The organism is Flavobacterium sp. WV_118_3 (assembly GCF_039778605.1).
Lineage (GTDB): Bacteria > Bacteroidota > Bacteroidia > Flavobacteriales > Flavobacteriaceae > Flavobacterium.
The window spans coordinates 2,833,740-2,848,157 of the sequence record NZ_CP156060.1; the positions used below are offsets into that span (position 1 = coordinate 2,833,740).

Annotated in this window: 15 protein-coding genes; 1 reads left to right on the plus strand and 14 read right to left on the minus strand. The window is 40.8% G+C overall.

All coding sequences use genetic code 11. The features are described 5' to 3' along the window. The first annotated feature begins 138 nt into the window (after positions 1–138). The gene (locus tag ABFU83_RS13220; protein ID WP_347066583.1) at positions 139–924 is read left to right on the plus strand and encodes a DUF3050 domain-containing protein; all 786 of its coding nucleotides are present in this window, start codon (positions 139–141) and stop codon (positions 922–924) included. A gap of 30 nt (positions 925–954) precedes the next feature. Here the strand turns inward: ABFU83_RS13220 and ABFU83_RS13225 are convergent, their stop codons facing one another. The 14 genes from ABFU83_RS13225 to ABFU83_RS13290 form a co-directional block, all read right to left on the minus strand. Then, positions 955–1,965 carry a hypothetical protein gene (locus ABFU83_RS13225; RefSeq protein ID WP_347066584.1) on the minus strand — a complete coding sequence of 337 codons (1,011 nt, stop codon included), beginning with the start codon at positions 1,963–1,965 and terminating at the stop codon, positions 955–957. Next, on the minus strand, positions 1,946–3,571 hold the full coding sequence (locus tag ABFU83_RS13230; RefSeq protein ID WP_347066585.1) for an NAD(P)-binding protein: 1,626 nt from the start codon (positions 3,569–3,571) through the stop codon (positions 1,946–1,948). Before ABFU83_RS13230 ends, ABFU83_RS13225 begins: the two co-directional genes overlap by 20 nt. Beyond that, complete coding sequence (locus ABFU83_RS13235; protein ID WP_347066587.1) at positions 3,549–5,066, minus strand: polyamine aminopropyltransferase; 1,518 nt, start codon at positions 5,064–5,066, stop codon at positions 3,549–3,551. Before ABFU83_RS13235 ends, ABFU83_RS13230 begins: the two co-directional genes overlap by 23 nt. Further along, a complete protein-coding gene (locus ABFU83_RS13240; protein WP_300490590.1) occupies positions 5,059–5,274 on the minus strand; it encodes a DUF350 domain-containing protein in 216 nt (71 codons plus the stop codon). The genes ABFU83_RS13235 and ABFU83_RS13240 overlap by 8 nt, the downstream gene beginning before the upstream one ends. Before the next feature lie 16 nt (positions 5,275–5,290). After that, positions 5,291–5,476: a hypothetical protein gene (locus ABFU83_RS13245; RefSeq protein ID WP_347066589.1), complete on the minus strand. Its 186-nt coding sequence runs from the start codon at positions 5,474–5,476 to the stop codon at positions 5,291–5,293. Positions 5,477–5,487: 11 nt separating this feature from the next. Then, positions 5,488–6,714, minus strand: a complete 1,227-nt coding sequence (locus ABFU83_RS13250; RefSeq protein ID WP_347066591.1) for a DUF4178 domain-containing protein — start codon at positions 6,712–6,714, stop codon at positions 5,488–5,490. A 2-nt stretch (positions 6,715–6,716) separates the two neighbouring features. Continuing rightward, positions 6,717–7,079, minus strand: coding sequence for an S-adenosylmethionine decarboxylase (locus ABFU83_RS13255; RefSeq protein WP_347066593.1), 363 nt, complete (start codon positions 7,077–7,079; stop codon positions 6,717–6,719). A 99-nt stretch (positions 7,080–7,178) separates the two neighbouring features. Further along, complete coding sequence (locus ABFU83_RS13260) at positions 7,179–7,508, minus strand: ferredoxin (protein ID WP_347066595.1); 330 nt, start codon at positions 7,506–7,508, stop codon at positions 7,179–7,181. A 2-nt stretch (positions 7,509–7,510) separates the two neighbouring features. Further along, entirely contained in the window at positions 7,511–8,569 is a 1,059-nt protein-coding gene (locus ABFU83_RS13265) for an NAD(P)/FAD-dependent oxidoreductase (RefSeq protein WP_347066597.1), read from the minus strand. 173 nt (positions 8,570–8,742) lie between these two features. Further along, positions 8,743–8,982, minus strand: coding sequence for a NifU family protein (locus ABFU83_RS13270; RefSeq protein WP_347066599.1), 240 nt, complete (start codon positions 8,980–8,982; stop codon positions 8,743–8,745). A 1-nt stretch (position 8,983) separates the two neighbouring features. Continuing rightward, complete coding sequence (locus ABFU83_RS13275) at positions 8,984–10,114, minus strand: Mrp/NBP35 family ATP-binding protein (RefSeq protein ID WP_347066601.1); 1,131 nt, start codon at positions 10,112–10,114, stop codon at positions 8,984–8,986. Between the two features lie 336 nt (positions 10,115–10,450). Next, positions 10,451–12,853, minus strand: a complete 2,403-nt coding sequence (locus ABFU83_RS13280; RefSeq protein WP_347066603.1) for an ABC transporter permease — start codon at positions 12,851–12,853, stop codon at positions 10,451–10,453. Positions 12,854–12,855: 2 nt separating this feature from the next. Beyond that, positions 12,856–13,599 (minus strand): head GIN domain-containing protein, encoded by a 744-nt coding sequence (locus ABFU83_RS13285; RefSeq protein WP_347066605.1) that lies wholly within the window; start codon positions 13,597–13,599, stop codon positions 12,856–12,858. A gap of 30 nt (positions 13,600–13,629) precedes the next feature. After that, positions 13,630–14,343 (minus strand): ABC transporter ATP-binding protein, encoded by a 714-nt coding sequence (locus ABFU83_RS13290; protein WP_136403996.1) that lies wholly within the window; start codon positions 14,341–14,343, stop codon positions 13,630–13,632. Positions 14,344–14,418 lie beyond the last annotated feature (75 nt).

Here is a 14,418-nt window from a genome sequence, read left to right on the forward strand (position 1 = left end):
AAGAGCTTGTAACCAAGCTCTTTTTTTATGGTAAAAACAAGACATTGTAAAACCTAATGATCACTTTATACGTAAATCAATGTTAAAAGCTATTCACAAAACCGCTAGCTTGTTTATTTTTGTACTAAACTTTTACCAATGAATATAAAATCCATCAATAAAAAAATTCAACCTCAAAAGGATATCCTTTTAAATCATCCTTTATACAGTCAGATTCAAAATATAGACGATCTGCATTGTTTTCTCGAAGGACATGTGTATGCCGTTTGGGATTTTATGTCATTGCTAAAAGCATTACAATCCAAACTAACCTGTACGACTACACCGTGGTTTGCTACTAAAAATCCGGAAACCCGTTATTTGATCAACGAGATTGTACTCGCGGAAGAATCCGATATTTCATTGGACGGAAAACGACTGAGTCATTTCGAAATGTATATCGATGCGATGAACGATTGTCACGCCAATACAACAACGGTATACGAATTTCTGGACAACGTAGTGAACACTCAGAATATTTTTGTGTCGATCAAACAAAGTAGCCTACATCCCAATATCAAGGCTTTCCTTGATTTTACCTTCCGCGTAATTGAACAGGGAAAACCGCATGAAATTGCCGCTGCTTTTACCTTCGGTCGTGAAGATCTGATTCCGGGTATGTTTACCGCCATCTTAAAACATTTCCAGGAGAATTTCCCGGCAACCGATCTTTCCAAACTGGTTTATTATTTCGAACGCCATATCGAACTCGATGCCGATGATCACGGTCCAATGGCAATGCAGATGATCAGCGAACTTTGCGGTGAAGATTCCGAGAAATGGAGTGAAGTGGAAAGCGTTTCCATATTGGCGCTGGAAAAACGTATCGGATTATGGAATGCCATCGAAGAAAATATCCGTCAGAAAAACCTGGCAACCACATAAAACAAAAAACATCCTTTTCAGGATGTTTTTTTATTTGGATTTCCATATAAATCCGTCCAATATATAATGGGTAAACTGTGGTACAACCAACAAGGGTACTAAAAGAAAATGCAACGCACTAAAGTCAAACGAGGCGGTACTGAAATGTTCCTGCCAAACCGTTATTTCCCACAGGTATTCTTCCGCGAAAGCAATACCCAGCAAAATTCCAACATAAAACAATAGGCTTCTATAATTTATTCTGCTACGCGAAACGGCTTCTACTTCTTCTTTCTGCTTTACTTCTTTTAAATAAACCAAGGCCATATACGGAATACCGTGCGAAACCACGTTTAAAGCCGTAAAAATCAAATCCTGATTAAAATAGACAATCCCAAAATACCAGGATAATGCCGTTCCTACGATCACCATGTTTTTCGGAACATTAAAATAGCGCTCTTTTACCGCCAGATATAAGGTCCGCACTACATAAACACTCAGTATGCCACAATACAAAACCGTTCCGATATCGATCAGAAAACTGCTTTCAAATTGCAAAAATTCCTGTGGCATAAACCAGCTGTAATTTCGCTGTGGTGACAAAAACCAGTACAACATCGGGTAGCCGGTAGCCGTATAAATGACCAAACTATCGAAATATTTATTCGTTTTGATTCGGGCTTCGTTTCTGGAATACAACCGCATAAAACCATATTGCTGTCGGATAAAATGAAACACAGCGATATAGGCCAACACCGACCAAAAAACGGCACTTCCAAAAGAGAACAACAGCATGCCTATTCCAAAACACGCTATCGGCACACCGATCAATAATTTTTTCCGCTTTTGAAATTCCGACGCTACAAAATAGGTTTTAAACAAAGTCGCATACACATGTGCTACATCGATAAAAACAATCAGAAATAGCCAGGTATAAAACGAATAGTGTTGTTCTGCCCAAAGGATTTCTTTCTGAAAAAGCACAATCACTGCCAACACCAAAAATGGCGGTAACAGAATAAACAGACTGTCGGTTTTTGCTTTATGAATCCAAGGTTGCATCGTTGATCATTTTATTTACGGCGTTAATCCCCTGGTGAAAAGCCTCTTCGAAAATGGAGATTCCCGCCAGATCCGAATGGGCAAAATAGATTTTATTCGCTATGGGTTGTCGCGCCTGTTCTTTTTCGGATCCGAATAAAAATCCGGGAACAGGACTGATCATCCCGTGTCCCAAAAGATGAATATCGATGGTTTCGATGTATTGTTCTATATCCGGATGGGCTTTTTGCAAATCGGCTATGACCTGTTGTTTCCAGTATTCCTCATCCTTTTTGTACAAGGCTCGTCTGGTCTTGGGTATATCTGCCGACGAAAAGCTATGGTAATAGGTGATTACTTTTTTCGGTTGTACTTGTTGCAGCGATTGATGTTGATCATAAATATAACCCAATCCTTGGGCATCGTGTATCACATTGTCCCAACACAACGGATAGCTATGATTATCGATTAATTCCGCAACCGTTATCGTAGCCAGCAACCAAGGCGCATAATGAAATGCTTTTGAAAATTCCTTCCTTCCGGTTAGCAAATACTGATTTACAAATTGTGGTGTCGCCAGAAGCACCCGATCGGCTATGATGGTAACCGATTCTTGTTTTTCATTGTCGAATGCCGCGATTGTAACGGTATCGTTTTGAATTTCCACCTGATAAACCAGATGCTTTTTTAATGTTTTCTGATCGGTATATTTTTTCAAATGTGATGCCAACCTTGCATTTCCTTCCGCCCAGGTTAACACGTTTTCTTTTTTATCGGCCGTAGCATCGTGTTTCCTTCCGCAGAAATAATGAATTCCCGCCCAAGCTGAAACATAGGCAACGCCCAAGCCGTAATCGTCCCGACAACAATAGTCGACATAATACCGCAACGCTTCTGTCGTAAATCCGTTGCGTTCCATCCATTCCTGCATGGTAAGCGCATCCAAAGCTCTTGCTTCCGGATCTGTAGACGACAGTGCCAATGGGATGTCAAACCAATAGGCATTATCTATGCCTATTGCTTTTCTAAAGAATTCCATTTTATCAAAAAACTGACGAAACTGTTCTTCTTCCGCTTTGGACGTTCCCAATCGCGGTACCAAACCTTCCTGCCAGCTGTTTTTATAATACAACCGCTCCTGAGGCGAAAACGTTAGCTGTTCTTCGTCAAATATCGGAAAACCTTTTGCATCATATCCGGTGATTATGTTGTTTTCTTCCAGAAATTGCAACAGTTCTTTATCCTGAAAATTGGGTAACGGAAGGTAATGCGCTCCCAACGGATATTTGGAATACCGGTTTTCGCCATTGGAGGAGTTACCCCCCAAATGGTCTTCCATCTCAAGCAATAAAAAATCGGTGATTCCTTTTTTGTGAAATTGTCGTGCCGCGCTAAGACCGGAAATTCCACCGCCTACAATCAGGTATGGAATACGGATCTCCCGAGTTGGTTTCGGAAAGTTTTTCGCCCATAACCGATGCCCCAATATATGATTGGTTCCCGACAAGCGGATGAGTATCCCGGCAACTTTCTCTTTACAGGATTGCACGAGCGGAAGCAACAGCAATGACGCTGCGATCCCTTTTAAAAATGTACGCCTTGATTTATAATTTTCCCCACTCTTCATCGAAATAGCGCACTAAAATCTGATTGTCCAGTCGATTAATCTCCACGTCATTGGAAACCATATCTTTGGAAAAAAAATTAAATTTATCAAACTGATAATTGTAAAACCGCAATCCATCTGCTTTCCTGTTTACAGTGGCAAAAGTAGCCTGCGGATTACGAGCCGCAATGGTATAGCCCCATTCACCAAATGACGGCACATAGGCATGATAGGCATCCACTTTGGGAAAAATTTCATGTATTGTCTTATTGATGCACCAAAATGACTTCGGAGCAAAATATGGGGATGTTGTTTGAACCACAACAAAAGCCTCGGGAGTTAAAATCGTTTCTAACGATTTGTAAAAATTAAGCGAATACAATTTCCCAAGACTATAATTCGACGGATCGGGGAAATCGATAATCGCCACATCAAATTTTTCCGGACAGTTTTTAGCCCAGATATAAGCATCCTGATTGATCACCTTTACTTTCGGATCGGTTAAGGAATTTTTATTAAAGCCGGTTAGAATGGTATTCGTTTTAAACAGTTTTGTCATTCCTTCGTCCAAATCGACCAAGGTGATATTTTTTACCTCTTTGTATTTTAGGATTTCCCGAACGGCCAAACCATCGCCACCGCCCAATACCAACACACGTTCTATTTTTTTCGCAGCGGCCATTACCGGATGCACCAATGCTTCGTGGTAACGGTATTCGTCAGCCGAGCTAAACTGTAGGTTGTTATTAAGGTATAAACGATAATCACTTTTATTATGCGTCAGCACGATTCGTTGGTAGGGTGTCGAACTCGTATAAACAATATTCTCTCCATAGAGTTTGCCTTCCGAAAAGGACAAAATAGCTTCCGAAAATATAAAAACAAGCAATAACAACAGAAACGAGGCAATCGCTTTTACTTTTAAAACAAACGGTCGGTTTAATTCTTTTTTAATCAGAAAACACAAACCAATCGCAATTGCGATATTGATCATACCAAAAAACAAAGAAGTCCGCATTACGCCCAATTGCGGCACCAAAACCAAAGGGAATAATATCGACGCCAATAGTGCTCCGATATAATCGAACGTAAACACATTGGACACCAAATCGCGGAATTCCACACGGTCTTTTAGTATGTTCATCAGCAACGGAATTTCCAGTCCCACCAAACAACCGGTGGTAAACACTAGCAGATACAAGATAAACTGAAAATAATCGACACTTTCGAATAACAGAAACAGCACCACCGAACTTAAACCACCGACTAAGCCGACCAATATTTCGATTTCGACAAAGGTGTCCAGCAGTTTTTTGGTAATGAATTTTGAGAAATACGAGCCAATCCCCATTGAAAAGAGGTACACACCAATGATCAATGAAAACTGTTTTACGGAATCCCCTAAGAGGTAACTCGCCAGTGTACCGGCAACGAGTTCGTATACCAATCCACAGGTTGCAATTGTAAAAACGGCGATAAGCAATAAAAATTCAAATCGGAGGAATTTTTTACCCATGAATCGCTGCGCTTACTATCATTGAAATTCCGATAATAAATGCCGCCAGCACAATCGCTACCGCCACATTATTCTTTTCGGAAATTTCTTTCCAGGTATTTTCGGGTGTTAATTTTTCGATTACAAAATAAGACCCCAGCAAGATCAGCAATCCCAAAACGGAAAAGACCAAGGAGTTTAAAATAAGTTTTGTACTGATAAAATCCATATTTTTTATTTTTTGGTTATTTATGATAAAATCGGTTTACATGATGGGTACGCGATTCTGACGTACCGTATTTTTCAACTGTGGCACAATCGCAGATCCGGTTTCCTCCGATTACAAATTGCAAATACACCAAATAAACGACCAACCCCAATAGCAGTGGCCATTTATTTTGCATTATATAGGTTTGCATATTATTTTTCATGGTCATCACTATTATTCATAAGGAGTATACGGACTATCTTCCCATCGTTTTACTTCGTTATACAGCTCTCCAAAGTAGGTAATTAACACCATCACGGCCATAATAATAACCAGCATCCAAATATTCCAATAGGACGCTTTGTTCCAGGTTGCTGTTACCCTCATTCCGGTATTAGTAAAATCTTCCGGTGCTTTTACAACCGTAATCGCCAAATGGTATTTTCCGGCACTCACGCCACAGATACTAAAATCGTCCGACGTATCGCCTTCGGTCCAGCTTTCGCCCTCCGAATAACCGTGATAATATTCGACATCTTTATTGGCATATATCTCTTCGTTTGTCGTTTCGTTTACCAACGCCACCTGCGCATTGGCCCACGAATTATCCACTCCGGAATTCACGGAAATGGTTAGTGGCGATGCACCGCCATTAAGTGTAAATGCCGGGGAAATATACTCTTTGTCATTGTATTCGCTAAAAGAAATGTCATTGCTAAAAACGACTTCTTCCTGCTTATCGTGATACACATACAAATGCGTCAATAGAATCAACAAGGTAACCGAACAAAATATCAAAGCCAATTGTCGGACATTAAAAATATAGGGTTGTACCAATCCGATACCAATCCGGTTGGGCAATTCTGCCGTAGGCTTAAAAATACGTTTTATCTGCTTCTTTGAAATATGTTCGCCCAAAAAAACCGTTCGCTCTTCTTTTTCTAACTTTTCAAAAGAGATCATATACGGTGGCGCGATAAGTTCGGCCATGGTTACCAATCCTGTTGGCAAACTCACATCAAAAAAACCAGCCGCTGCGGCGATTCTCGGCCTTGCAATATCATACAGCTTAAAAACCTTATCGTTATAATCGATTATTTTGGGATGGCCTTTTATAAAATCATCCGGAATTTCCCGTAACAAAATCCAGTGTCCGTTCACTTCCGATAAATACAAAAACTTAGCTGTCGCCGAGGCAAGAACATACTCTCTCCAATAGTAGTTTTGATAATTCTTGATTATCACTCCGGTAATGGTATACTCCTCACCTTCCAGTATTCCTTTTAGTCCCGGTGTAAGGCTACCAATCTCTTTGTCGTATTTGTATTTGTCTTTAAAGGTAAAGTCGCCGGTTTCGGTTGCTTTATAAATACTAAAACAATTGGGGCAGACAAACTGTTTCACCGGAAACGGCACTTCAATATCTGTAGGGGTATCACATTGATAGCACGTAATTCTCATATCTATCTGTTAATTTCAAAATTTTTAATAACATCCGCTTGAAAATATTCGATATAATCGTTTGCTATAGTCTTCACTTTCGCGGTGTTATCCTGTAGGTAATTGCACAAATAAATATCCATCGTAAGCTGGTTGTATTCCGGCCAGGTATGAATACAGATATGCGATTCTTTTAAGCAGACAGCGATCGTAAAGCTATCATTTTCAAAAGAATGCACTACCACACCCACTTTTTCGAGTTGGTATTTTTGTAGTATCGTGTCCGTAAAAAGAACAAAATCCTGTGCCGCCGTAAGCTTGTTACTGTTTGGAACAGAAAGTGTCAGAAGTTGGTGTAATCCGGGAGAATACGAAGTTTGTGTCATTAATTATACCCCATTCGGGAAATTTATCGCGTATGGTGATTATACGGCAGACTTTCCAAAATGTTACAAAAAAAGCGAAGAAAAATCTTCGCTTTATTATTATTCCGGAGCCAACTCCAGTTGTAGTCCGTTTAATGCTTCCGTGATATGAATCTGACATCCAAGCCTACTGTTCTCTTTTACATTAAAAGCTTCCGATAACATCGCTTCTTCATCGTCGTTCATTTCCGGCAGACCTACATCGTTGAGTATATAACACTGGCAGGACGCGCACATGGCCATTCCGCCGCAAATACCAATGGTTCCTTCCGGTGCCAGTTCGTAGGCACGCACCAGCTCCATGATATTCATATTCATATCTGTAGGCGCCTGTACCTCATGAACCGCTCCTTCACGGTCTGTAATGATTATTGTTACATCCTGAGACATGGCTATTCAATTGATTTTACAACCGCTTTTTCGGCTTCCTTACGGGTACCATCAAAACCGTCGACACCACTTACGGTGGTATATTTTAATACGTATTTTTTACCCGGATTCAGTTTGTTATACACACTCTGACACATTAAAGTCGCTTCGTGGAAACCACATAAAATCAGCTTTAATTTACCCGGATAGGTATTGATATCGCCAATGGCGTAAATCCCTTCGATATTGGTTTGATAGTCCAGCGCATTGTTTACTTTGATCGCGTTTTTCTCGATTTCTAGTCCCCAGTTGGCAATAGCACCCAATTTTGGTGTCAATCCGAATAACGGGATAAAATAATCGGTTTCTACATTCATACGGGCGCCATTGATTTCGATATCTACCGACTCGATACGTTCAGACCCTTTAAAACCAACTACTTCGGCTGGTGTGATCAAACGAATTTTACCCGCTTGTTTTAATTCCTGAACTTTTTCAACCGAGTCCAAAGCACCACGGAATTCGTTTCGACGGTGAACCAGCGTTACTTCCGAGGCTACATTTGCCAAAAAGATACTCCAGTCCAAAGCCGAATCGCCACCTCCGGAAATCACTACTTTTTTATTGCGGAATTTTTCAGGATCTTTTACAAAATACTCCACTCCCTTATCTTCCTGCTCGTAAAATTCCAAATCTTTCAGGATTGGTTTTCTCGGTTCGAAACTTCCCAATCCACCGGCAATAGCAACCGCTTTTGCGTGGTGTTGCGTACCTTTATCAGTGGTTACAATAAATGTTCCGTCTTCCCGTTTTTCTATCGTTTCCGCTTTTTCATTTAGCGTAAATCCCGGCTGGAACTGTTTGATCTGTTCCATCAGGTTATCGACCAAATCGCCCGCCAATACCGACGGAAATCCCGGAATATCGAAAATGGGTTTTTTGGGATATAATTCGGTTAATTGTCCTCCTGGTTGTGGAAGACCATCGATAATATGACATTTTAATTTTAAAAGTCCGGCTTCGAATACGGCAAAAAGCCCTGTGGGACCGGCGCCAATAATTAGTATATCTGTTTCAATCATTACGTAATGGATTAATTAAGGACACAAATGTCCCTCGAATTATTTTCTTGTTCTATGACAAATATCAAGAAATTTAACGATGGAAGGCACTATACTGTCTGTCAGGAAAAGACCCTGAAGACAAAAAAAGTCCCGGCTTCTGTATCTCAAAAGCCGGGTACTATATCCTGAATTTATGCTACATTAACCACAGTTTCAATCTGCGGTGCATATTTTTTGATCGTAGTTTCCACTCCGGCACGCAAGGTCATTTGGTTTACGCTACAAGCCGTGCAGGCACCTTCAAGGCGAACTTTTACGTGCTTATCGTCTTCTATTTCGATAAGGGTAATATCGCCACCATCCGAATTTAAGAACGGACGAATTTCTTCGAGTGCTCTTTCAACGTTTAGTTTGATTTCTTCTGTTGTCATTTTATTTCTTTTTTACAGCTGAACATCCAGCCATCGTGGTAATTTTTATTGCTTCTGTAGGCGGCAGACTTTCATTTCTGTTTACTACTTCCTGTACTACGGAACGCGCCAGTTCTTCAAATGCTTTTTCGATTGGCGTTGCCGTTTGTAAGGCTGCCGGGCGACCGTAATCGCCTGCTTCACGAATGCTTTGTACAATCGGAACTTCTCCTAAAAAGGGCACCTGTAAATCTGCTGCCAGATTTTTCGCACCTTCTTTTCCGAAGATATAATATTTGTTGTCCGGTAATTCATCCGGTGTAAAATAGGCCATGTTTTCGATGATTCCCAAAACCGGTACATTGATGCTTTCGGCCTGGAACATCGACACCCCTTTTTTGGCATCGGCCAATGCCACTGCCTGTGGCGTACTTACCACCACCGCTCCGGTAATGGGAAGCGATTGCATTAACGACAGGTGAATATCCCCCGTTCCCGGTGGTAAATCCAGCAACATAAAATCCAGTTCGCCCCAATCGGCATCAAAAATCATCTGATTTAAAGCCTTAGAAGCCATTGGTCCTCTCCAGATTACCGCCTGATCCGGGCTGGTAAAGAAACCGATAGATAAGATTTCCACACCGTAACTCTGGATGGGTTTCATTTTCGATTTTCCGTCAACCTCTACCGAAATCGGACGTGCTTTTTCCACGTCGAACATTATCGGCATCGATGGCCCGTAAATATCGGCATCCAAAACACCAACCTTAAAGCCCATATTCGCCAGCGTTACCGCCAAATTTGCCGTAATAGTCGATTTTCCAACGCCCCCTTTTCCAGACGAAACAGCGATAATATTACTGATTCCCGGAATCGATTTGCCTTTGATTTCCGGTTTTTCCGGCGCTTCTACTTTTATGTTGACTTTTATTTTTGCCTTATCGTATATTTTTTCATGGATCACTTTCATAATGTCCACCTCAGCGCGTTTTTTGATATGCAACGCCGGGGTGTGCAATAATAAATCCACTACTACTTCATCTCCGAAAGTGATTACGTTTTGTACCGCACCGCTTTCTACCATATTTTTACCTTCTCCCGCAATGGAGATCGCTTCCAATGCTTTAAGAATTTCTTTCCTGTCTAATTTCATTATTTTATTCGCTTTAAGTCGTTTATTAAGACTGACTTTATGTTACAAAGATAAGATGAAAAGTTCTTAAAATAAAGATAAAGAATTGTATTTGTTTATTGCGCAATAGCTTCGCTTTACACTCCCGGTTTCAAAAGCCTCAATCCGGGACAATAACGGTAATTCAGACCGGTTTCCAGTTGTTTCTTTTTAAAAAATTCCCGATTTAATTTCGGAAATCCATTTTAAAATTCAATTTTCGAGCAAGCAATCCGGCTTTTTTAGCTCTTATTTCAAAAAAAGCTGCAACCGAAACAAGTCCGATTGCAGCAAGAGGTAGTCAAAAATCAAAGTGAATTATTCGTATTTCAGATATTTCAGAATATCGATTCTCGTGGCCTGATAGGCTTTCGAAAGCACAATAAGCAATGTGAGCGATAATAAGACCACAAAACCAATAATAAACGGCAAGATGGTGATCGAAATCCGGAAAGCAAAGTCTTCCAGCCATTTATTGAGCAGGTAATAAGCCGGCATCGCTGCCAGAATAAAACCGATAACACAAAAAATGATGTATTGTGTCGATAGGTTTTTAAGTAGCATTCCGGTTTCGGCCCCCAAGGTTCTTCGGATCGCAATTTCTTTGATCCGTCTTTCGATCGAATAGGATGCCAGCGCAAACAATCCGAACAAGGCAATAGTGATCACTACAATATTGAGCAGCGAAAACAAATTGCGTTGTTTGACATAGGTTTCATAGGTTCGCGCATATTCTTTATCTACGAAATCATATTTGAACGGATATTCGGTATCGACTTTTTGCGTCCAGAATTTCTCCAGACCGGCAATGGTCTGATCCATATTTTGCGGATCCACTTTTATATAAATCCTGTTGATATTGGTTTGCATCCACGGAATGGTTTTAATATGAAAGAAAACCATGGGCGGTATTTCCCGTTGTAACCCATACAAATGGAAATCGTCGACTATTCCAACAACTTTTAATTTGCTGCCGTTCCATTCAATTTCTTTTCCAACGGGATCTTTCTCTCCCATCTTTTCCCAGGTTGTTTTATTGATCAACATTGAATTAATCGTATCGGAAGCCAGTTCCGGAGTCAATTCCCGACCTTGGAGCAGTTTTATGTTTAGCATTTTAAGCAAATCGAAATCGATCCCCATGTTTTGCGCCTGAATTGGATTGTCGTTATACGTAAAACCGGTAGAAGACGTAGCGCCGTTCCCTGAAAAATTAAATGTTCCGGCCCCTACTCCTTTAATGCCTTTTATTTTTTGTAATTCCTGTTGTATCGTTTTGTATCGTGCGAAATCAGCTCCATCTCTTTTCGAACGATACGGAATCGTAAGAACCTGATCGCCTTTATAACCCAACTCTTTATTAGTCATATAATTAACCTGTTGGTATACGATATACGAACCGATAATAAAAAAAGTAGCGATGCAAAACTGAAGAATCAGCATTCCGTTTCGAAGCCATACTCCGTTTTTACTCCGTCCAAAATTACCTTTCAGTACTTTTAAGGTTTCGAAATTCGATACATATACCGACGGAAATATACCGGCTAATGCAATTACGACAACTACAATCAGTAGCAATTGCAAATAAAACTGGCTTCCAATCAGCTGTAGGTCTTTTTGTAAAAAGGAATTGTAATACGGCAAGGTCAGCTCTACAATCATTAGCGACAAAATTAACGCGACACATACCACCAATACCGTTTCGAAAATAAACTGCCAGACAATTTGTTTTTTGGTCGCTCCGATAATTTTACGGATACCGATTTCTTTGGCTCTTTTAATCGCATTGGCGGTCGCCAGATTCACATAATTCACGATCGACAGTACCAGAATTAATACCGAAAGTCCCATCATGATTATCAAAAACTGATAATTTCCTTTTCCTTCCACCAAACCGCTGATCTGATCGCCCAATCTTGCTTTGGCCAACGATGTCAGACTTACGGTAATTTTTCCGTATTTTTTAATAAAATCCTGTTCCGAAATCCCCATATTTTTGGCCTCTTTCCGGATACGATGTTCGTAGTAAATCGCTTCAATTTCTTTAGCAACCGCAGCAGCTTTTTCGGGCGAATTGACTTTTAACATCAATCCGTAGTTAAAATCACCCCAACTTTCGCTGTTTTTATCCATTTTTAAATACAGCATCACATCAGGCGCCATCGACGATTTACCCGGAATACGGTAAACACCTCTTACCGCGTAGGGCTTCCCATCGTAAATAAGTTGTTTTCCGATCGGGTTTTCATCCTTAAAAAACAGTTTCGCAACGGCTTCCGACACGGCTATACTGCTTTGATCCTGTATGGCAGTTTTCGGGTTTCCGGCTATAAATTCAAAAGGGAAATAGGAGAAGAAATTACTTTCGGCAGCGCCAATTTTCTTGATCATCTCTTTTTTGCCATTATAGCTCAGAATTTCTTCCGAATACCATGCCGTATAATAACAGTAACTTTCGATATTTTTGGAGGATGCCTCCAGAATCGGAGCGGTTGGCGCTACATTCCATGCCCATTTACCAGAATCCCCTAAATCGTTGATCACTTCATAAACCTTGTCTTTTTCCGGGTTCCATTCGTTATACGATTGTTCCTCATTCCAATACAGAATGGCGAAGATCAATCCGGAAATCCCGATGCTTAATCCCAACACATTGAGTATGGAAAACAGTTTGTGTTGCTTAAAATGATACACAAACACTTTTAACCAGTTCTGTATCATCTTTAATTTGCCGTAATAGTTCCTAATGATTTTTTGTCGGCCGTAACCGCTTTCGGCTTACCGTAATAGTCAATCGCCGCTACCGAACTGGCAAAAGCGTCCAGCTTTTCGGTTACGCGCACCGTTACTTTCGAAGTATTTGCCGCTTCTACGATAGCGTATTTAGCTTCCAGATCACCGGCTTTCAAAACCGATGCCGATTTTGCATCCACTTTTAATTCGCTTGCTTTTCCGGTAATCGTTGCTTTTCCGGCACCCGATAATGCTGCTTTTAGCGTCGTTGCCTGAATCGCGCCTTTAAAAGCCGATCCGGAGTTGATATCCATTTGTACGTTTTTCGCTTTAATGTTTCCTTTCAAATGGGTACCCGACGTAAGCGTGATTTGCGCATTCGCGGTTTCCACTTCGTTTTCGAAGGTCATTTTGGCTCCGGAAGACAATTTAAAATTGGCAACATTCGGACCCGAAACCTCCACTCGTGCGATTTCGAAATTATTGACTTCCTTAGTGGTTTTTATTTTGATTTTTAATACGCCACCGCTCACTTCTGTAGTGATCATTTGTACTTTATCCGCCGTGTCTGAAGTTACTTTTATTCCGGCTGTTTTACTTTGCGTATACCGTATTTCAACACCGTGAGAGCCTTCTATGGTTGTGAAAGCGGCTACGGTTCTATTTTCACTTACCTGTGCGTGGCACACAAATCCGATAAGACTTACGGTTATGGCAATTACAATTCGTATCATGGTTTTTCTTTTTTAAGGTTGGGGTTGTTTTTAATTTTCTTTGGCATCGACCAAAACATCTACATTTCGGGCGTTTTGTTTTTCGCTGAGAATCACGCCGTCTTTCATATGAATGGTTCGTTGTGAAAACGACGCGTCGTAATCGGAATGAGTTACCATCATAATAGTTGCTCCATTGGCGTGCAGATCGGTTAGCAATTCCATCACTTCGTTTCCGTTTCGACTGTCCAGATTACCGGTTGGCTCATCGGCCAGAATGATTTTTGGATTGGTGATCAAAGCCCGCGCAACGGCTACCCTTTGTTGTTGTCCACCCGAAAGTTGCTGCGGATAATGCTTTAGACGATGCGAAAGCGACAGCCGTTCGGCAATGGCTTCCACTCGTTTTTTACGTTCCGCACTACCCACGTTATTGTAAATCAGCGGTAGTTCGATATTATCATATACCGACAACTCGTCGATCAGGTTAAAGTTTTGGAAAATAAATCCGATTTGCTGTTTGCGCAACTTCGCTTTTTCATTTTCTTTTAGTCCGTTGATCTCCTGTCCTAAAAGTTTGTAGCTGCCACTGGTAATACCATCCAAAAGTCCGATGATATTAAGCAGGGTTGATTTCCCGCAACCCGAAGGTCCCATTACAGAGATAAAATCCCCTTCGTTAATTTGCAGCGCAATCTGATTTAATGCGGCTGTTTCCACTTCTTCCGTCCGGAAAACTTTGGAAAGATTTTGAATGCTGATCATAACTGTCGTTTTTTAGATTGATTGATTGATTTTTTCGATTTCCCGTTTCCAGGTTTTTACATTTTGTTCTTTTGT

Excerpts from the sequence above, each read along its gene's own strand:
- ABFU83_RS13220 (WP_347066583.1), top strand. The coding sequence starts at position 139 with ATGAATATAAAATCCATCAATAAAAAAATTCAACCTCAAAAGGATATC.
- ABFU83_RS13225 (WP_347066584.1), bottom strand. The coding sequence starts at position 1,965 with ATGCAACCTTGGATTCATAAAGCAAAAACCGACAGTCTGTTTATTCTG.
- ABFU83_RS13230 (WP_347066585.1), bottom strand. The coding sequence starts at position 3,571 with ATGAAGAGTGGGGAAAATTATAAATCAAGGCGTACATTTTTAAAAGGG.
- ABFU83_RS13235 (WP_347066587.1), bottom strand. The coding sequence starts at position 5,066 with ATGGGTAAAAAATTCCTCCGATTTGAATTTTTATTGCTTATCGCCGTT.
- ABFU83_RS13240 (WP_300490590.1), bottom strand. The coding sequence starts at position 5,274 with ATGGATTTTATCAGTACAAAACTTATTTTAAACTCCTTGGTCTTTTCC.
- ABFU83_RS13245 (WP_347066589.1), bottom strand. The coding sequence starts at position 5,476 with ATGAAAAATAATATGCAAACCTATATAATGCAAAATAAATGGCCACTG.
- ABFU83_RS13250 (WP_347066591.1), bottom strand. The coding sequence starts at position 6,714 with ATGAGAATTACGTGCTATCAATGTGATACCCCTACAGATATTGAAGTG.
- ABFU83_RS13255 (WP_347066593.1), bottom strand. The coding sequence starts at position 7,079 with ATGACACAAACTTCGTATTCTCCCGGATTACACCAACTTCTGACACTT.
- ABFU83_RS13260 (WP_347066595.1), bottom strand. The coding sequence starts at position 7,508 with ATGTCTCAGGATGTAACAATAATCATTACAGACCGTGAAGGAGCGGTT.
- ABFU83_RS13265 (WP_347066597.1), bottom strand. The coding sequence starts at position 8,569 with ATGATTGAAACAGATATACTAATTATTGGCGCCGGTCCCACAGGGCTT.
- ABFU83_RS13270 (WP_347066599.1), bottom strand. The coding sequence starts at position 8,982 with ATGACAACAGAAGAAATCAAACTAAACGTTGAAAGAGCACTCGAAGAA.
- ABFU83_RS13275 (WP_347066601.1), bottom strand. The coding sequence starts at position 10,114 with ATGAAATTAGACAGGAAAGAAATTCTTAAAGCATTGGAAGCGATCTCC.
- ABFU83_RS13280 (WP_347066603.1), bottom strand. The coding sequence starts at position 12,853 with ATGATACAGAACTGGTTAAAAGTGTTTGTGTATCATTTTAAGCAACAC.
- ABFU83_RS13285 (WP_347066605.1), bottom strand. The coding sequence starts at position 13,599 with ATGATACGAATTGTAATTGCCATAACCGTAAGTCTTATCGGATTTGTG.
- ABFU83_RS13290 (WP_136403996.1), bottom strand. The coding sequence starts at position 14,343 with ATGATCAGCATTCAAAATCTTTCCAAAGTTTTCCGGACGGAAGAAGTG.